Here is an 18,649-nt window from a genome sequence, read left to right as displayed (position 1 = left end):
GTAGAGGTGTTTAAAATTGAACATTTAATCCCAATGAGACCGTTCGGGCAACAGGATAAGGGTAGGCGATATTTGTTGTCGTTGGATTTCCTGTTGTTGAACTGACACCCAATGCCTCCACATTGTATCCTTTTATTTTGGAGAATGTGTAGATATTGCGGGCGTTGATAAATGCTCTGACGGAGGAAAGATTCAATCGCTTTAGAAAATCGCCTTCAAAGGTATAGCCCAGACTCAGATCACGAATCCGCCAATATGCTGAATTGATGTAATAAGTATGGTTGTTGATAGGCGTGTAACCCGGAGAAGGTATGTCTGTACTTGGATTCTGTGGCGTCCAGTAAGGCATATCTGCGAGATAATTGGCACCGTTATTTGGTAAAAAACGTTCTATATTTTTAAAATCATCCACTTTTGTGCCGCCAAAGGCACCGTTCATAAAAATAGAAAGCGAGAAGTTTTTGTAGGTAAAATCATTACCGATACCAAGGGTGTAAGGTGAAATCTTGTTGCCCATGACCGTGCGGTCATTCGCATCGATTTTACCATCGTTATTTAAATCCGCTAATTTTGCATCACCGGCTTTCGCTTTTGGCTGATAAGAGTTTGCAATATCGTCACCTTCCTGCCATACGCCGATTACTTTGTAATCATAAAAGATACGTATTGGTTTGCCAATAAGCCAGGCATTAGTCAAATCATCCTTTCCATCTGCACGCAATTTGGTTATCTTATTGTTGTTGTATGCAAAATTAGCTGTTGTATTCCATTGGAAATTGTCATTTTTGATGGGAACAGCATTCAATGTGACCTCAAATCCTTTATTGGAAGTCTCACCAATATTATTCAAAATTGTATTGTAACCATTCATCACTGGGACTTGTTCGCTCAGTAAGAGATCTGTTGTCTTGGATGTATAATAATCAATCGTTCCAGAAAGACGATTTTGGAGAATGCCAAAATCTAAACCGACATTTAAGGAAGAGGTAGTTTCCCATGTCAAATTGCTCCCTCGCCCATTGAAATTCATCACGAGTCCTTTGACAGGATCTAATCCATATATGTAGTCTACGTTCGTCAAGCGATCATACGTCTGATAGGGAGACACGGCTTGGTTCCCATTTTTACCATACGAAGCACGTAGTTTTAACAAATCAAAGTAATCTTGTACATTACCTTCTTTGGAAATTACCCATGCTCCGGCGACAGAAGGGAAGAAGGCATACCTATTATCAATGGAAAAAGCGCTATAACCATCCGAACGACCTGTTAAAGTTAATAAGTAGCGATCTTTGAATGCATAGTTGATCCGTCCCATATAAGAAATCATCGCAGTGTTCTCAAGCTTAGATTCCATTTTCAGGTTTTTAGAAGCAGAAGCCATGTTGTTGTAGCCGGCGTCCGAAACAAAATCATCTCCAGTCATTTTAGATGTCTTGAAGTTGGTCTTTTGAGAGGAATAAAGCCCGACCACGTTAATTTTATGATCGCCAAAAGTCCGGTCGTAAGTCAGGAGATTTTCCCATGTCCAATCCCACAAATGATCATTTTTTATCTCACCCCGTCCATTCACACCGCGGCCTGTAAGGGTATTTGAACCGTAATAAGAGTTTTCATTGATATTTCTGTAGTTCGTACCAAAGGTAGACTTAAAGCTTAGCCCTTCAATCGGAAGCTTGACATCTAACCAAGAGTTTGCATAAACAGTCCGTCTAGTTTCATCCCATTGACCATTTTCGTCGGCGAAAGGGTGACCCCATAGTGTTTGTGCGTACATTGGGTAGGTGACAGCTGTACCGTTTTCGTCCCGGTTTTTACTATAAGGAGCTAGTTTTACCACGCTTTCCAGGTTGGGTTGTATACCATCACGGTTGCCCTGTGAAGCTTGCATGGTCATACCCAGTTTGAGCCAAGAGTTTAGGCTTTGATTGAGATTTAGATTGACATTGTAGCGTTCGTATGGTGTGTTTTTAACCACACCATCCTGATTGAGGTAACTCACCGATGCATAGTAATCGGATTTATCAGTACCGCCAGAAAAACTGAGCTGATGTTCGTGAATGGGAGCTGCGCTGTTAAAGGCTTCATTTTGCCAATTGACTTCTTCACCTTTCTTATACTGTTCCAGTACATTCGCAAAAAGGTAGTTTTCGGGATTAAGCTGATCACCTGTTTTGCCTTTAGAGGCTTGATAGTCACGCATAAACTGAATGTATTGTGGACCATTCATCAATTTCAGACGACGTTCTACGCTCTGGAGCCCAAAATAACCATTGTAATTGATTCGCGCTTTTCCGGCAGCACCTTTTTTGGAGGTGATTAGGATGACGCCATTTGCCGCACGTGATCCATAAATGGCGGTAGAAGAAGCATCTTTTAATACGGAAATGCTAGCAATGGTATTGGAGGAGATATCACCTAATGATCCGCTGAAAGGGATTCCATCCAAAATTATCAATGGACTGTTGGAAGCGGAGATTGAATTTTCACCACGTATATTGATCGCTGCGGTTTCTCCTGGTTTAGCATTTCCAGAGTTTATTGCTAAGCCAGAGACCTTGCCCTGAAGCTTGTCCACGATATTCGGAGAATTGATCCGCTCCAAAGACTTAGCTTCCACAGTAGCAACGCTACCAGTAAGGTCGCTTTTCTTCTGTTTACCATAACCGACTACGACAACCTCTTCCAGCATGTCTTCGGATTTTTTCAGGGTTACTTGAGCTACTTGGGAAGCCGGTAATTCCTTTGCAATAAATCCGATGGAATTAAAGACCAATGTGGCATTTTGTGATGTGACTGTCAGTGTAAATCCACCATCTTGTCCAGTCGTGGTGGCTGCTGTTTTGCCTTTCTCTGATACTGTAACACCGCTGATAGGTTTTCCCGTTTCGTCTACCACCTTTCCCGAAATGGATTGTTGAGGGGCAACTTGAACAATTGATGTCCTAGCATTATTAGGAAGCGCTGCTACATAAAAAGGCGCTGCTACTGAAAGAATTGTTAGGGGTGTCAGTAGAATGAGGTGACTCTTTTTGACCATAGTGTGTAATTTAGATTCGCTAGTTTTATTGGCGGCAAGTATAAAGAAATTAAGCGGTGCCGTTTCTTTGCATCTTTGAACAAACGATTGCACTAACTACGAAAACGTTATAGAAATTCATCTTTGTAATAAAAAAGGGAATAATGGATTTTAGTGATCTTAACTAATATTTGAACCTGAAAATTGCTTATGATAAAGGGGTAATTGTTTTTTTTAACTGCTGTAAATACAGTCGATTCAGGCAGGTTGGTTATCACGTACAAACCTTGGTATTCAGATGACCTTATTCATTTGAATCGAAATAGAACGTATAAAAACTCGCTTTTCTGGTCTTTTTTTAGTATTTTGGGGTAATCTGCATGTTCACATCCCCTGCCGTCGCGCGACGAGGATTCGTTTAAGATTGAATTTTTGGTTAAATTTGTTTTTGGTAAAACAGCGCTACGCTGTTATTATTGGTATTTATTTAAATAGAAGATTATGTCTATTGTAAGAGAGTCCGATCTGATAGGAATTGGAAAGAAATTTCAAATTGAAACCGATGCGGGTGACAATATGGTTGTTGTGATCCACGATGATGGTCGACGGGAACTGTATCGTTATGATGACGAAGAACATGAATCGCGTTGTGTGATGACACTCAATGATGATGAATCACGTCAGATAGCGGGTATTATAGGTGGTTTGTCTTATAAGCCCAAGGCATTGGAAACAATTGAAGTGGCTTTGGATGACTTGCGTATCGAATGGTACAAGCTTGAAGGCAAATGGGAAGGAGCAGGAAAAACAATTGGTGAACTAGAGGTACGACAACGTACTGGAGCTTCCATTATTGCTGGGATTAGAGATGACGAAACGGTCATCAACCCCGGGCCATCTTATCTGATTACTCCAGGCACAACTTTGGTCATTGCCGGAAAGAAAAACAATATCAAACTTTTAAAGGAAATTTTACTGTAATCTATGCTATCACATACCTTAATATTAGAAATTGGAATCGCTGTCGGACTTGTTGCTATTGTTGGATTGATTGCCAACAAGCTTAAGTTTTCCGTTATTCCTTTTTTTATTATTATAGGAATGGTTTTGGGGCAACACGCACCGCAGATTGGGTTGGTGGATCTGACCTTTACCGAGAGCAAACCCTTTATAGATTTTATGGGGAGGCTGGGGGTATTATTTCTCCTGTTTTATTTGGGACTAGAATTTTCAGTCAATCGGCTTATCAAATCTGGTAAAGCCATCGTAACTGGCGGAACAATCTATGTCCTGCTCAACTTTACCTCGGGACTATTGATAGGCTGGCTGATGGATATGCCTTTTAAAGAGATGATGGTCCTTTGTGGTATCATGACGAGCTCTTCGACAGCAATTGTGGCGAAGGTCCTCACTGATCTTAAACGGACGGCAAATCCAGAGACAGAAGTCATTATGGGAATGATCATGTTTGATGATCTCTTTATTGCCATGCATATTTCCTTTCTGTCAGGATTGATATTGACGGGTAGTAGCTCATTTTGGACGGTTGCTGGGACTTCCCTATTGGCATTGGGCTTTATCTTAGCCTTTTTGGTTTTGGGGCGCAAGCTGGTGCCAGCCATAGACCGTTTGTTAAAGGAAAAAACTTCTGAACTATTTATACTTGTTATCTTTGCACTGCTTTTTATCGTTGCCGGATTTTCGGAGACTATCCATGTTGCCGAGGCTATTGGTGCATTAATGGCAGGATTGGTACTAGCGGATTCGCAGTATATCAAAAAAATTGAAGCAATGGTGCTGCCTTATAAAGACTTTTTTGGGGCGATGTTTTTCTTTAGCTTCGGACTATCCATAGATATTATGTCGTTGGGAGGTGCCGTATTTTGGGCATCAATAGCGGCGTTAGTAACTGTGATGGGGAATCTCGCCTCAGGTTATTTTGCTGCTAAATTTTCTGGGATGAAACCGAAAACATCTTTTGATATTGGTTTTACGCTGTCGGCACGGGGAGAGTTTTCGATTATCATGGCCAATATCGGTAAAGCAGGTGCTTTGCTCCCTGTTATCCAATCATTCGTTGTGGTTTACGTTTTGATTCTTTCTATTGTGTCACCACTCTTGACCAAAGAATCCCGCAATCTATGGAAATTGCTCTTTGGAAGTGATGCCAATACAGCCAAACCGCTGAAGAAACTGAGCGACCTGGAAAATAATAGTACCGGTTAATGCTAATGTTACTTTTTTGCACTGACCATTAGCAGTTACGATATATTTAAAATAACATCACAATAAAAATGCCTCCGAAAGACTATTAGGAGGCATTAAATATTTCTCAAACGATTTCTACAGGAACCCAAGTTCAAGCTTTGCTTCTTCAGACATCATATCTTTGGTCCAAGGTGGATCAAAAGTTAATTCCACCAAGGCTTCTTTAATACCTTCTATTCCAGCAACTTTTTCCTGCACTTCATTCATGATTTCTCCTGCAACTGGACAGCCCGGAGCCGTTAGGGTCATGACAATTTTTGCTATGCCATCTTCCTTGGTAATAATCTCATAGACAAGTCCTAGATCGACAATATTTGCTGGTTTTAATTCAGGATCATAGATCGTCTCCAGTGTAGCTTGGATTTGAGATGCCAAACCCAGTTTATCCATTACAATAATACTCATTTGTTTAATTTTTTATCTTCAATAGCGTTTTTATAGATCGCTAATAATTTGCTCTCATTTATATCAGGAGTAAAATTACTAAAATAATAGGCCATACAGGTCTTTCTTATCTCATCTTTTTCATCGGTTGGCTTGGCATTCCATTGTGTCAGGCAAGAAACAATTTCGTTTCTATTGTGTGGATCAAATGTCTGCCCGGTTTTATTCGGGATAATCATTTCAGGTAAAGGCCCAAGGTTTGAGCAGAGTACCGGAGTTCCCACAGAGTAGGCCTCGAGGATTGTGATTGGCATTCCTTCAAAGCAAATGGAGGGGACGATCAGGGCTTGTGCTGCAGCAACGAGTGGTAAAATCTCGGATCGGGGTTTAAATCCGAGATAACTGATGTTGGGCTGATCTGTTATCCTTTTTTTGACCTTCTCCTCGAGAGGACCACCACCAATAATGCGGAGCTCCAGATCCTTTCCTTTCACAGACTCAATCAGATTTAATATTCCTTTTTCGTCCGATAGTCTGCCAACATATATAAAATAAGGTTGTGCAGTTTCTACTGGCAGAGTTGAAGGGAAAACAAAATTAGCTTTTACTTCAAACTTTTCTGCGGGTACCCTTAACGTTGAGTCAACAAATATCGACTTGGCAAAGCTGCTTAAATTAATATACCGATTGACCTTTTGCCATGTACCTATTTTGCGGTGAAACCAGTAGTTAAAGGCAAGGAGGAATGTTTTAATAACGGAATCATTAAATGCTTTTTCCTTAACTGCAGTCCAGGGAAATTCTTCTTTTAGAGAATCCAGAAACAGATGATTGTGATGATACAGTGTTGCCGAGGGGCAAAGTAACCTAAAATTGTGCAGGGTCATCACCTGCGGAACACCTTGTTTGGCTATCGTACGTATTAGAATTGGCCCAGCAGCGTAATGTGTATTGTGGAGATGGACGACATCCGGTTTGAATTCCCGGATTGTTTTTTTTAATCTATTTGCAGCGAAAATATTCCAGATGGAACCTAGGGTCTGTAAGGCACCTCGCCAGCCTTTTTTATTTTGAAAGGTCAGGGTGCGGACTTGGTGATCTTGCGAGAGGAGCGACAATTCCTGTTGAAAGACAGTATCTTCTCCACCTGCTGTTTGATAATATGTATGGATAATTAGTATGCGCATAACAAAAGACTTATACAAATGTACGATTTTGCCCCGAATGCTTTGACGGCACAAAATTGCCATTTCTATATGATTATTGCTATATTCGCATGATTCGATCGTAAAGATATATGCAACACTTACAACAGCTCGTGATAGAGGCGATAGAGACAAGTCAATTTCCTGAAACTCCAACAAATTTATATGATCCCATACGGTATATATTGACTTTGGGCGGCAAGAGGGTTAGGCCAGTGCTAACATTGATGGCGGCCGAGTTATTCGGTATGCAGGAGATGGACGAAATTATTCCGGCAGCAAAGGCTGTAGAGTTTTTTCATAACTTTTCCTTGATACATGACGATCTGATGGATAAAGCTCCTTTACGGAGAGGAAAAACTACCGTCCATGAAAAATGGGATGCAAATATTGCCATTCTCTCTGGAGACGGGTTATTAGTGAAGGCCTATGAGGAAATCTCCAAATGTAATCCGGTTTATCTACCTGCAACTTTACGCATTTTGAGCAAAGTAGCCATGGAGGTCTGTGAGGGCCAACAATTGGATATGGACTATGAAGGTCGCGCATCATTGTTTATGCCCGAATATCTAGAGATGATTCGTTTGAAAACATCGGTACTATTGGGCGGAGCATTGCAGTTGGGCGCCATTCTTTCCGGAGCGAATGAACAACAACAACAATTGATCTATGATTTTGGGGAAAATGTTGGCTTGGCGTTCCAGTTGCAGGATGATGTATTGGATGCTTATGGTGATCCGGATACTTTCGGGAAAATCGTTGGTGGTGATATAATGATCAATAAGAAAACCTTTTTATTGGTTAAACTGATGGAAGTTATTGCTGAGGAGGATGTCCCTACGATGCAGCGCTTATTACATTCAACCGTCGAGACTGTTCCGACAAAAGTTGAAGATATGCTAACCTTATATGATAAGTATCAGGTCCGAAAAGCAGCGGATGAATTAAAAGATATATACACGCAGCGCGCATTTGAAAAAATGGATGCTTTGGATGTACCAAATGAACGTAAAGAAGCGTTATTACTGTTAGCAAACAATCTTTTGGTAAGACAACAGTAGATAGAAATTCTATTAAAATTCGTATTTTGCCAATAAATGGCTATTTTGTACTAAATAATTAAATAAATTTTAGATAACGTTCATGGATCCTTTAAAAATCACGGTATTTCAAGCATATTTATTCTGGGAAAATATTGAAAAAAATCTGAATAATCTGGCGTTGCGACTTTCATCATTACGCGAGAAAACAGATTTGATTATCTTACCGGAGATGTTTAATACGGGATTCACGAATAACGTTGAGAAATGTGCCGAGCCCGCCAATGGTCCTACCACAAGATGGTTGTTTGAAATGGCAAGTTCGTTAAACTGTGTTGTTGCCGGCTCATTAATCATTGAAGAGGAGGGAAAATATTACAACCGTTTTTTATGGATGTTTCCTGATGGCAAATATGTGAAATACGATAAGCGCCATCTTTTTGGCATGTCCAAAGAAAGCGAGTATTTTGAACCGGGCAACGAACGTATTTTAGTGGATATCAAGGGTTGGAAAATTTGCCCTATGATCTGTTACGACCTTCGTTTCCCTGTTTGGTCCAAGAATCAAAATGCTGCCTACGATATCTTGGTTTATACAGCAAGCTGGCCAGATAAGCGTTCAGCACATTGGAGAGCACTGATCCCGGCACGTGCCATTGAAAATCAATCTTATGTCGTTGGCGTGAACCGTGTGGGGCATGATGGTAACGATATCTATTACTCCGGTGGGTCAATGTGTATATCACCATTGGGTGATGTCGTTTATTATAAGCCCGAAGATGAAGATTTATATACCTTTACATTAAATCCGAATGATCTCTTGGAGGCTCGAGAAAAATTCCCGTTTTTAAGAGATTCAGATTCATTTACAATCGGATAACTCTTTCTTACAATCGGATAAACCTTTCTTGTAATTTAGGTATAAAGACAAGCAATTTATTTTGTTTGTCTCCTTTTTTATTGCTAAATTCAGTCTACCGTAAATCGTTTATGATGATTTATTAACATCTATTTATTGCATGTTGATAAAATTTGTTTGACACAACTGTAGAAAAACGTAATTTAGGCTAAATATTAGCCAAAATAAGTTTAGTTTTCTTTGTTTTGATTTGAGCATAATATTTATTAGTAACATAAGTTGCGTAAACAACCATAACCATTATTTATATGTTAGACCAAGATTTAGTATCGCAAGAGTATTTTTATAATTTCCTGACCGGGAAATACTCAATTGCTGTTATGCGGAGATTACAGCGTAATCTCAGGGAAGCGGGATTAAGTATTACTTCAGAGCAATGGAGTATTATGTACAATCTGTGGGTAGAGGAGGGACTGACCCAGCAGGAATTGGCTATCCGGACATTCCGGGACAAACCGAGTGTAACGCGCCTGATCAATAATCTGGAACGACTTAATCTGGTGATCCGTGTCAATGACAAAAATGATAGACGATCTAATTTGATCTATTTAACTAAAATTGGCCGGAAGATGAAAGACGAAGGGATGAAGCAAGCCACGAATACGATCGAACAGGCTTTAGGTGGACTGACCGATGATCAGATTGCTTTATCTCATACCACTTTACATCGTGTGCTGTTCAATCTGAAATAGTATGTGCAAGTAAATTACTACTGATCACATTGATTATGAAATTATCTAGGTCGAAAGGCCAATAGGGGAAAGAAAAGAAACAGGAAGCCCTCAGCGTTAACAACGACTGAGGGCTTCCTGTATAGGATATGTATCCAATGGCTAGTCTTCGAAAAGCTTGCTTTCGAAATCTGTATGGCTATTGACCAGTTTTCCTTCTGTACCAAAATAGATTTCTTGGAAGCTTAACGTCCGTATCGCATCTACTTTGCGGTAGAATTTATCTGCGGATACTTCAGATAAGGTTTTGAAACCACAGGCTTCCATAATCTCAACGGTAGCGCGTAATGTATTGCGATGGAATTGGGCTACGCGTACATACTTGTCATTAACATCTAGCCCTTTGTACAGGTGCGGTTGTTGCGTTGCAACACCTACCGGACAAACGTCTTCATTACATTTTAAGGCTTGAATACAACCCAAAGCGAACATCATTCCACGTGCACTATAGCATGCGTCAGCACCTAGAGCAATAACTTTTAGGATATCAAACCCAGTAACAATACGGCTTGACACAATCACTTTGATGTGTTTCTTCAGACCAAATGCGATCAACGTTTTGGTTACAAAAGTTAATGCATCATAAAGAGGCATCCCTAGGTTGTCTGTAAATTCCAAGGGTGCAGCACCTGTACCACCTTCAGAACCATCGACTGAGATAAAATCTGGGAAGATCTGCGTATTCTGCATGGCATGACAGATGTCCATAAACTCATGCTTGTCACCTATACATATTTTAAATCCGATTGGTTTTCCTCCAGATAGTTCCCGCATGTGCTGGATGAAACGCATCATTTCTGTTGGTGAAGAGAAAGCACTGTGCGCTGGCGGCGACATGACGTCCGTACTAGGGATAACGTGGCGTATTGCCGCGACCTCAGGTGTATTTTTAGCAGCTGGTAAGATACCCCCATGACCAGGTTTCGCGCCCTGTGAAAGCTTAAGCTCGATCATCTTCACGTTTTCACGGTTTGATTTTTCCCGGAATAGCTCAGCGTCAAACTTGCCTTCCGAATTACGACATCCGAAATAACCTGTACCAACCTGCCAGATCAGATCACCACCGTTATTGTGATAGTCACTGATACCACCTTCTCCAGTATTGTGCGCGAAATTTTGTAAGGCGGCGCCTTTGTTTAATGCAGTGATAGCTGTTTTGCTCAAAGCACCGTAACTCATCGCTGAGATATTGAAAACACTTAAACTATAAGGTTTTTTACAGGATTCGTTTCCAACTGTCGTACGTAAATCGTGATTTTCGATATGACAGGGAAAAACGGAATGTGCTGCCCATTCGTTACCGACCGCTTGTGGATCGGTTTGCATACCAAATGCTACGGTCTCGCGTTGATTTTTTGCCCGCTGATAAACAATGGAACGCTGTCTTCTATTGAATGGACGACCATCCATATCCGATTCCCAAAAGTATTGTCTCAACTCAGGACGGATCGATTCGAAGATATAACGAAAGTATCCAACAAGAGGGTAGTTTCGCAAAATCGCATGTTTGGTTTGGAAACTATGGTATAAGGCGATCAATAATAATGGGAATGGAAAGATCAATAACCAAAACCAGCTTGATGTAAATATTAAGCCAAATGATACAATGATTAAATTAATCACAATCATTATTGAAATAATGAGTTTTCTAACTTCCATAGAAAATACGATTGTTTAGTTTTAATTCGCTATTTTAATGTTTAGTCCAATTGAATATATTACTGCTCAATTAGCATTCCAAAATGCGCTGTTGGACAGAGCAAATGTACTAAAGTTCCCCAAGTAAATGGATATATTTACTATGCTAGAATAAGTTTTGATAAGTTTATAACTGTTTCTAACAAACTATTTTCTTTTAGTAATCTGTTGCGATAAAAGTTGATAGATTTGCTGTAAATCCGGTTTATTACTAATAAATTTCAAATGTTTTTGCTGTGTCGCTTCATCGCCCCGGATCGCTGGACCTGTCTGAGCTGTTATTGGAACATGATTTTGAACTTTTTCTGCCGTTTCTAAAATGATCGGCCTGACCAGGTCAAAAGAAAGATTATGTTCTTCCAATAGTTCATAAGCAAACTGATAAAGGATATTCGAAAAGTTATTGACCATGACCGAAGACAGATGGATCGCCAGCCGTTGCTTTGAATTGCAATAGATACTCTGGGGTGAAAAGGTACCTGCAAGTTGGAGTAAAATCGCTGTATTGCCTTCATTGTTGCCTTCAGCACAAAATGGAATTGCTGAAAAATCAATAGTTTTGCTTTTGGATAGCGATTGTGGTGGATAGATAACACCAGCATTCTTAAATCGTTTCAGGACATCTAGATCCGTTGCTCCGGAACAATGTACTACAATCCCATTGATATCCTGTGGTATCGTTTCTGCAAGGGTAGGAATAGCCTGGTCTGACACAGCGATAAGATAGAGATCTGCATCGCGCTGCAGTTGGCTGAGCTGATCTGTGCTGGGACAATGAAGCGCAAAGGCCAATGCATCCGCATTGGCCTTTGTTTTGCTATAGATCTGAACGATCCGATGTCCTAGCGCTTGAAACGCTTGTCCAAAATGTGTTGCGGCATTTCCGCTTCCTAAAATGACAATGTTCATTATTTCGCTAATTTTCGTTTCTCTTCTTTATTTCTTCTGACAATGGACATGATAAAACCGATCGTCATGATAATCGTTCCACACCAAAAGAAGTTGATGTATGGAAATTTGATTGCCTTGAAGACCACCCATTTTTTCTCAGGCAATGGTTTTTGATAGACCATGATTTCCAACTTGTCTTTGTCCGGTTTGATACCTGTAAACCTAAATTTAAGGCCTTGATCAGTGACATCTTTATTAAAATCATAGATTCCACCATCCTTAATCAAGTAAATGGGCTGTACTTCGTATTGTTTGTTATCCGCTGCAACCACTTTTATTTTTAAACCCACCATGACGTCGTTAGGACCTTTTGGGATTTTCTCCAGTTGAGCCTCTTTATTGAGCCCTTCAATCACATAGTACCCATTGCGGTAACGTAAGGTGTCACCGATATTGACTTGATAGGTCGCAGGTTCTTCGTAATCCTCAAAGCCTGTTTTCTCTTCGTTCGCTGTTTTCGAGTGTTGTGCCTGACTCTCCGCTGCCGCAGCTGTAATCAACGTATATACGTCATGCGTAATGTAATGTTTGGTTGCTGGAGTACCGATCAAACCACCCATTTTGGCATTGTTTTGTGCGAAAGGTTGTAGTACAAATTGTTCTTTCACTTTACCTGTTTCCTCATCAACGCGTTCGTATTTGATTTTGTAATAGGTATTTGGCGCAGCAATGCTATCACCGATATAGGTGATTTTATATTCGCCCATTTGTACAGGTTCTCCTTCGGTTAAGAATAGGTTCTCTCCCGGCTTTTCGACTTTGTCAAAGCCAGATACAGCGATATAGCCCGTATTGTTGACAGAGATAACCTCATTTGTTGCTGCGGCAACCATAGCTCCGATAAGTAACAGTCCAAAACCAATATGAGCGACCGAGGAACCCGCTAATTTCCATTTACCTTTGACTGCATCACCCAATACCCGGACATTCGCCAGAATACAGAAAATACTGGCAAAGGTGATCAGGATATAGATCAGGTTGGTATATGTTTTGGTAAAATATGAAATAATTGCTGTTAGGATAATGGCTACAGCAAGAGATGCTACAGTAGAAGCCAAGAATTTACGGCTATCGCTGCGTTTGTATTTTAAAAACTGGGTAAACCCGGTCATGATCATGACAATAACGGCGAATCCAGATTGCCATTTATTATAATGTTGAATTGGTTCTAAAGGTGGCGCCACCTTGGTGCCGAAGATTTTGTTAAATACAGGAATAGATGTGGAGGCGATGATCTGTGCACAGGCAACAGTGAGGACCAAAGCACCAATAAACAACCAGAACTCTCTCGAATAAATCTCTTCGTCTTTTTCGGTAATCGGCATCTCTTTCTTCTTAATGACAAGAAAGACAACCATAATTACTAAAAATGCTACATTGAAAAAAATTAACTGCCCACTCATACCTAAATCGGTGAACGAGTGTACCGAAGTCTCGCCTAAGACGCCACTACGCGTTAGGTAGGAGGCATAGATCACCAGCACAAAGCTGATCATAGCCAGAAATGTTGCTGTGAAATAAGAATGTCCCGAATTTTTATAGGCGATCATCACATGTACTGCGGCGATCAGGGTGAACCAAGGAATAATAGACGCATTTTCCACCGGATCCCAAGCCCAGAAGCCCCCAAAGTTAAGTGCTTCGTATGCCCAGAATGAACCCATAATAATCCCAGCTCCAAGAATCATAACCGCAAATAGAGCCCATGGAAGCGCAGCACTGATCCATTCCTTATAGCGTTTGGTCCATAGGGCTCCAGTGGCATAAGCAAAAGGAACAATCATGGATGCAAAACCAAGGAATAAGGTCGGTGGGTGAATCACCATCCAATAATTTTGTAAAAGTGGATTTAAGCCGTTGCCGTCTTTAATTAGAGACAAATAGTTTGCTTGCTTTAGTATAGGGAAATCCATCGCATCACGTAAGAGGATGAATGGGGAGCTTCCAATGCGTAAGCCTAATAATTCAACCCCAATGATCATCGAGGCTAAAAAGGCTTGACAAAGCATCACAAAAGTCATCACGGAAGTTTCCCAGCTTTTGGCTTTGAATAGCAATATTGCTCCTAGTACTGTTTGCCAGAACATCCAGAGCCAGAAACTACCTTCCTGCCCTTCCCAAAAACTGGAAATGATATAATATGTAGGTAAGTCTCTCGAAGAGTGTGCAAACGCGTAATTATATTCAAAAAAGTGGTTGTAAATAATATAAAATAAAGTTGCCCCGACTGCTACGACGGAGACTGCATTCACCCAGAATCCAATGCGGGCGATCTTTTTCCATGAAGTCTCTTCAGGGTTTTTAGTCGCGAAAAAATAAGCGATACAAGATAAAAGTGCGGCACCAAAGGAAAGAACAATAAAGAATTGTCCGATCTGCCCAGGTAGCAGGTGCTCACCAACGTAATTAACGTCCATTGAAAAATTGATTTTACAAATTAATTATTGAAAGCTGTGGCATTGATTTCAGTCACGACCGATTTATCGTTGTATTTCGATGGACACTTCATCAATATTTTACTCGCTCTAAACACATTCCCGTCCATTTTGCCCGTCAATACAATTTGTTCTGAACGCTCAATGTCCTGAGGTTTTGCGCCTCTGAATACAACCTCACATTCTGTACCTTCATTGTCGTACATGAAAAAGCTGAATTTATTGGCATCTGTTTTCGGGTCATAGTGAAGTACTTTATCTTTGTTGAGCTGGCCGACCACATATAGTTCTGTTTTCTTTTCTTTTGCCTCGGTAAATGTCGAGTAGGTACTTGAATCCGTATAGATGACAAGTATCATGGCAATAGCCACTGCAATAATAGCGATTAGAATGATGGAACTTTTTTTCATTAGTATTATTTGTTTTTATCGGTAATGAAACTATCATGAGCAATTGTTCGAACGATGAACTAAAACTGATGACGGTTTCATTCGTATGATTTGTTTATGCTATTGTGCCAACCTTTGGTGATCTTCATGTTCCCAGTAAAAGCTTGTGTATCGATAGCAATGAATCCCTTATAAGCATTCATTTTGACAAAAGCTGACACTTAATCGAATGCAAAGTTACAAATAGATTTGCGAAGAAAGGAATAATGCAACTTTTCGATATTATTTATATTTGTTCTAAATAGATTGTTTTGCCTTAAAAAATGAGGTATATTTGGATGCTTTTGAATAATTTAAAAGGAGATTTAATATTTTGTCGCAGTTTATATCGCATGAATTTACAATTGCCTGTTAATATGAGTGTTGCTTTGCGGTCTTTACTGCTCTTATATGGGATTATACTTCCGTTTTTTTTGGTTTTTGGGCAGGTAAGGTTGCGCAATCAGGAACTTTCCATTCAGAATGACAATGATGTCTATCTATTGATTGGCCAGGACCGATATTATACCAACGGTATCAATGTCAATTACCGTATTGCACTACCAACAGGAGGGGCTTCAGAGATTTCGAAGACCGTATTGGATTTCGAAGTCGGACAGCGCATCTACAATGGTATTAGTATTATAGATTATCGTAGACAGAATAAGAAATACGACAGACCTTTCGCCGGATACCTTTATTTGAGCGCATCGGGTACTCGTTTTTTGAAAGCCGATCAGGTGGTTGAACTTAAAGTCGAATTGGGGCAGATTGGTTCCCGGTCTTATGGCGAAGATGCACAGAAGTTTATCCATCATCTGTTTGGAATGTATGAGGCTACGGGCTGGGATACCGCATTGCGCAATGCCTTTGGTGTAGATCTACAGGCGAAATATCTGAAAGGAATTTATCGGGATCAAGCAGGAGCATTCGATCTCGGGATAATGGCTAGAGGCACTCTGGGGATGAACAATACTAATATGGAGGTTGGAATTCCAATCCGTGCAGGTAAACTTAAATCGTACCATGCATCGACCTTTACACATGGGCATTTGACAGAGGCTAGAAGTAATGATGACAAAGAATGGTACTTTGTTTATCAACCTAGTTTGGCCTGGATCTTTTATAATTCAACGATACAAGGAGGGTTGGGGAAAGATGATCCTATAGGCGGATTATATCAGATCGAACCTTGGATGCTAAGTCATCGCATAGGTTTCAGTTGGTCCAATCACAAGGTCAATTATGGTATTAATTATATTTTTAATTCCAAGGAACTTAAGTCGGTGTTTCACCGGCATCAGTATGGACAGCTATTTTTTGCATATCGGTTTTAACCACTGCTAACCGTTTTTTCTGCGATCGGGTCTGAGAGCTTTTGTCCGATTAGCCGCGTGGTCAACATAGCAGCAACGGTATCGCCGGTCGCATTGAGCATTGTGGCTAGTGGATCTACCAATGTCGCAATAATCATAATGGATGGAATGACTTCTGTGGGCATCTGATAAACTGATATGATCAGCATTTCGCCGATATATCCGCCATTAGGAATGCCGCCAGCCACGATGCTGACCAATAAGGTGATCCCTACAGCCATAACCAGGTTGGTTGGGTCAAAAAAATCCTTTCCGCTCAACAGCAAAGCGATATAAATTTTAAAAATACAAGCAATAGCTGAACCATGTTTATGCAGCGTTGTGCCCAAAGGGATGACCACGCTTGCGACAGTATCGGGGATGCCGATTTGTTTTGCAGCCAGTAAGTTGGCCGGCATGGTGGCGAGGCTGCTGCAGCTACTCAGTGCAGTCAATGAGGGGAGAATATTGTTTTGCCAGTAGCGTTTGACTCCTTTGATGCCGAAAGCGAGAAACGCAAATAAACTAAATATTGTAAAGAAATAGAGTAGGCCGAAGATATAGTACAGACCAATAGGTTTGGCGTAAAAGCCGAAGAGCTGTGGGCCGAGTGTTCCAACCTGATAGGCAAAATAAGCCCCCAATCCGATGGGTGCCAACTGCATTACCATGACCAATAAATTGCCCATGACGGCATTGCCGGAGTTGATAAATTTTCGGAACATATCTGCTGAGGAACCTGATTTACGTGTCGCGATCCCCACTAAAAATGAAAATATTACAAAGGCCAGCATATTTTGCCGGGACAATAGACTGGAAAATTCACTAACAGTCAGGAACCGGACCATCTTTTCACCCCAAGAGTCCTGTGAGGCGGTGTCAATGATTTCCTTCGCTTGTTCAATAGGGAGGTCGGAACTAACAGGAAATAGGTAGAGGAAAATAACACTTGTTATACCTGCAACCAAAATGCCGATTACAAATACGAGTGACATCATGCCGATAATACGGCCCAATACGCTGTCCCCTTCAATATTAGCTACAGACGAAGCTATGGCAAAAAAGACCAGCGGTATGACGCTGACAAAGAGCAGATTTAGGAAGATATCCCCAATTGGCTTCAGGTTGTTCACAAAATGTGGAAAAAAGACCCCAATTAAACTTCCGATACCGATGCCAAGAAGGAGGAGCAGGATGCTGCCATAGTTCTGTATAAAAGTTTTTGCAGAGTATTCCATTAGGTTCTGTGATTGTTTAGCGTTTATGACGCTAAAATAATCTTTTTATCGATTATTTTCATTTTAACACTTGGATAAAGATTAATCGGGATTTATTCGACCCAGCTTTTTATCTTTGAGCGGATATACATACAGAAGACCATCACTGTGACTGGGAGAACCTGAGAATGTGAGCGCAGCTTGTGTCACAGGCTTATGCTGTTTTTGTGGCGATCTGGTGTACAGCGTGTTGGATCGGGCGATGCGTATGGGATATTTACTTTATCAAAAATATAATGACTAAGATGGATTTTGTAACAACCGCAGATGGTTCCAAAACATTGTACAATGCGGAGATAGGTGAATGCTACCATTCTAAGCATGGCGCTGTTCAGGAAAGTAAACATGTATTTATCAAAACCGGTTTGGATCATTTCGTACAACAAACGGGAGCTTCGGAGGTTGCTATTTTGGAAGTGGGATTTGGTACAGGATTGAACTTTCTGCAAACAGCTGAACACATTGGGGACAAGTCTTATCAGGTAGACTATGTCGGAATTGAAGGTTTCCCATTGCCTCTAACGACTATCGCTGAGACAGGGTATAATGAGAACGTGGATGCAGCTGTCTGGTCGGCTTATCTGAATAATTATGAAGCCGCATTGCAGCAACAGGTGCAAATTCACGAACGCTTACAACTCACCATTGCCCATACCTTATTGATGGATTTCCAATCCGAAAAAAGATTCGATGTGGTGTATTTTGATGCTTTTGCAGCCATACATCAGCCCGAAATGTGGAGCGATGTGGCATTGGCGCATGTCGCGCAATTCCTTAGACCAGGTAGTGTTTTTGTTACTTATGCCATTACCGGTAATCTCAAACGCAGTATGAAATCACTGGGTTTCTCTATTGAGAAGGCTCCGGGGGCTCCGGGAAAAAGAGAAATGTTGCGGGCGACAAAACTCTAAACAGCCTGTTGTTCCATTTTAAATTATT

Annotated in this window: 15 protein-coding genes; 7 read left to right on the top strand and 8 right to left on the bottom strand. The window is 40.7% G+C overall.

Annotated features, from left to right (window positions below):
• Nucleotides 1-10 precede the first annotated feature (10 nt).
• Nucleotides 11-3,040, bottom strand: coding sequence for a SusC/RagA family TonB-linked outer membrane protein (locus AC07UV_RS14095; protein ID WP_495184214.1), 3,030 nt, complete (start codon nt 3,038-3,040; stop codon nt 11-13).
• 480 nt (nt 3,041-3,520) lie between these two features.
• Here AC07UV_RS14095 and AC07UV_RS14090 point away from each other — a divergent pair, with 480 nt between their 5' ends.
• Both AC07UV_RS14090 and AC07UV_RS14085 read left to right on the top strand, forming a co-directional pair.
• Nucleotides 3,521-4,000 carry a cation:proton antiporter regulatory subunit gene (locus AC07UV_RS14090; RefSeq protein WP_077438826.1) on the top strand — a complete coding sequence of 160 codons (480 nt, stop codon included), beginning with the start codon at nt 3,521-3,523 and terminating at the stop codon, nt 3,998-4,000.
• A 3-nt stretch (nt 4,001-4,003) separates the two neighbouring features.
• A complete protein-coding gene (locus AC07UV_RS14085; RefSeq protein ID WP_223581990.1) occupies nt 4,004-5,245 on the top strand; it encodes a cation:proton antiporter in 1,242 nt (413 codons plus the stop codon).
• A gap of 117 nt (nt 5,246-5,362) precedes the next feature.
• Here the strand turns inward: AC07UV_RS14085 and AC07UV_RS14080 are convergent, their stop codons facing one another.
• Together AC07UV_RS14080 and AC07UV_RS14075 are read right to left on the bottom strand one after the other, a co-directional pair.
• Nucleotides 5,363-5,692: an iron-sulfur cluster assembly protein gene (locus tag AC07UV_RS14080; protein ID WP_282252209.1), complete on the bottom strand. Its 330-nt coding sequence runs from the start codon at nt 5,690-5,692 to the stop codon at nt 5,363-5,365.
• A complete protein-coding gene (locus AC07UV_RS14075) occupies nt 5,689-6,858 on the bottom strand; it encodes a glycosyltransferase (protein WP_495184213.1) in 1,170 nt (389 codons plus the stop codon). Before AC07UV_RS14075 ends, AC07UV_RS14080 begins: the two co-directional genes overlap by 4 nt.
• Nucleotides 6,859-6,968: 110 nt before the next feature.
• Between AC07UV_RS14075 and AC07UV_RS14070 the strand changes: the two genes are divergently transcribed.
• From AC07UV_RS14070 to AC07UV_RS14060, 3 genes are all read left to right on the top strand, one after another.
• Entirely contained in the window at nt 6,969-7,937 is a 969-nt protein-coding gene (locus tag AC07UV_RS14070) for a polyprenyl synthetase family protein (RefSeq protein WP_495184212.1), read from the top strand.
• A gap of 82 nt (nt 7,938-8,019) precedes the next feature.
• Nucleotides 8,020-8,796 (top strand): amidohydrolase, encoded by a 777-nt coding sequence (locus AC07UV_RS14065; RefSeq protein ID WP_120260124.1) that lies wholly within the window; start codon nt 8,020-8,022, stop codon nt 8,794-8,796.
• Between the two features lie 287 nt (nt 8,797-9,083).
• Nucleotides 9,084-9,527: a MarR family winged helix-turn-helix transcriptional regulator gene (locus AC07UV_RS14060; protein ID WP_223582003.1), complete on the top strand. Its 444-nt coding sequence runs from the start codon at nt 9,084-9,086 to the stop codon at nt 9,525-9,527.
• A gap of 141 nt (nt 9,528-9,668) precedes the next feature.
• Here the strand turns inward: AC07UV_RS14060 and AC07UV_RS14055 are convergent, their stop codons facing one another.
• The 4 genes from AC07UV_RS14055 to AC07UV_RS14040 form a co-directional block, all read right to left on the bottom strand.
• On the bottom strand, nt 9,669-11,225 hold the full coding sequence (locus tag AC07UV_RS14055; RefSeq protein WP_495184211.1) for an FMN-binding glutamate synthase family protein: 1,557 nt from the start codon (nt 11,223-11,225) through the stop codon (nt 9,669-9,671).
• A 186-nt stretch (nt 11,226-11,411) separates the two neighbouring features.
• Nucleotides 11,412-12,173: a Rossmann-like and DUF2520 domain-containing protein gene (locus AC07UV_RS14050; protein WP_495184210.1), complete on the bottom strand. Its 762-nt coding sequence runs from the start codon at nt 12,171-12,173 to the stop codon at nt 11,412-11,414.
• Nucleotides 12,173-14,632, bottom strand: coding sequence for a heme lyase CcmF/NrfE family subunit (locus AC07UV_RS14045; protein WP_495184209.1), 2,460 nt, complete (start codon nt 14,630-14,632; stop codon nt 12,173-12,175). The genes AC07UV_RS14050 and AC07UV_RS14045 overlap by 1 nt, the downstream gene beginning before the upstream one ends.
• 20 nt (nt 14,633-14,652) lie before the next feature.
• On the bottom strand, nt 14,653-15,060 hold the full coding sequence (locus AC07UV_RS14040) for a cytochrome c maturation protein CcmE domain-containing protein (RefSeq protein ID WP_120260530.1): 408 nt from the start codon (nt 15,058-15,060) through the stop codon (nt 14,653-14,655).
• A gap of 371 nt (nt 15,061-15,431) precedes the next feature.
• On the opposite strand from AC07UV_RS14040, the gene AC07UV_RS14035 reads away from it, so the two are divergent.
• Nucleotides 15,432-16,415: a lipid A-modifier LpxR family protein gene (locus AC07UV_RS14035; protein WP_495184208.1), complete on the top strand. Its 984-nt coding sequence runs from the start codon at nt 15,432-15,434 to the stop codon at nt 16,413-16,415.
• Here the strand turns inward: AC07UV_RS14035 and AC07UV_RS14030 are convergent.
• Nucleotides 16,412-17,671, bottom strand: a complete 1,260-nt coding sequence (locus AC07UV_RS14030; protein ID WP_282252226.1) for a dicarboxylate/amino acid:cation symporter — start codon at nt 17,669-17,671, stop codon at nt 16,412-16,414. The genes AC07UV_RS14035 and AC07UV_RS14030 overlap by 4 nt on opposite strands.
• Before the next feature lie 284 nt (nt 17,672-17,955).
• Between AC07UV_RS14030 and mnmC2 the strand changes: the two genes are divergently transcribed.
• Nucleotides 17,956-18,621, top strand: coding sequence for a tRNA (5-methylaminomethyl-2-thiouridine)(34)-methyltransferase MnmC2 (mnmC2, locus tag AC07UV_RS14025; RefSeq protein ID WP_495184207.1), 666 nt, complete (start codon nt 17,956-17,958; stop codon nt 18,619-18,621).
• Nucleotides 18,622-18,649: the final 28 nt, after the last annotated feature.

The sequence above is a fragment of the Sphingobacterium sp. GW821-FHT03E03 genome (assembly GCF_059420745.1).
This window is presented reverse-complemented; position numbering and strand designations above follow the sequence as displayed.

What these genes read in the sequence shown, in the direction of transcription:
- mnmC2 (WP_495184207.1), top strand. Translation starts at nt 17,956, where the DNA reads ATGGATTTTGTAACAACCGCAGATGGTTCCAAAACATTGTACAATGCG.
- AC07UV_RS14095 (WP_495184214.1), bottom strand. Translation starts at nt 3,040, where the DNA reads ATGGTCAAAAAGAGTCACCTCATTCTACTGACACCCCTAACAATTCTT.
- AC07UV_RS14065 (WP_120260124.1), top strand. Translation starts at nt 8,020, where the DNA reads ATGGATCCTTTAAAAATCACGGTATTTCAAGCATATTTATTCTGGGAA.
- AC07UV_RS14035 (WP_495184208.1), top strand. Translation starts at nt 15,432, where the DNA reads ATGAATTTACAATTGCCTGTTAATATGAGTGTTGCTTTGCGGTCTTTA.
- AC07UV_RS14075 (WP_495184213.1), bottom strand. Translation starts at nt 6,858, where the DNA reads ATGCGCATACTAATTATCCATACATATTATCAAACAGCAGGTGGAGAA.
- AC07UV_RS14070 (WP_495184212.1), top strand. Translation starts at nt 6,969, where the DNA reads ATGCAACACTTACAACAGCTCGTGATAGAGGCGATAGAGACAAGTCAA.
- AC07UV_RS14050 (WP_495184210.1), bottom strand. Translation starts at nt 12,173, where the DNA reads ATGAACATTGTCATTTTAGGAAGCGGAAATGCCGCAACACATTTTGGA.
- AC07UV_RS14055 (WP_495184211.1), bottom strand. Translation starts at nt 11,225, where the DNA reads ATGGAAGTTAGAAAACTCATTATTTCAATAATGATTGTGATTAATTTA.
- AC07UV_RS14060 (WP_223582003.1), top strand. Translation starts at nt 9,084, where the DNA reads ATGTTAGACCAAGATTTAGTATCGCAAGAGTATTTTTATAATTTCCTG.
- AC07UV_RS14085 (WP_223581990.1), top strand. Translation starts at nt 4,004, where the DNA reads ATGCTATCACATACCTTAATATTAGAAATTGGAATCGCTGTCGGACTT.
- AC07UV_RS14090 (WP_077438826.1), top strand. Translation starts at nt 3,521, where the DNA reads ATGTCTATTGTAAGAGAGTCCGATCTGATAGGAATTGGAAAGAAATTT.
- AC07UV_RS14040 (WP_120260530.1), bottom strand. Translation starts at nt 15,060, where the DNA reads ATGAAAAAAAGTTCCATCATTCTAATCGCTATTATTGCAGTGGCTATT.
- AC07UV_RS14080 (WP_282252209.1), bottom strand. Translation starts at nt 5,692, where the DNA reads ATGAGTATTATTGTAATGGATAAACTGGGTTTGGCATCTCAAATCCAA.
- AC07UV_RS14045 (WP_495184209.1), bottom strand. Translation starts at nt 14,632, where the DNA reads ATGGACGTTAATTACGTTGGTGAGCACCTGCTACCTGGGCAGATCGGA.
- AC07UV_RS14030 (WP_282252226.1), bottom strand. Translation starts at nt 17,671, where the DNA reads ATGGAATACTCTGCAAAAACTTTTATACAGAACTATGGCAGCATCCTG.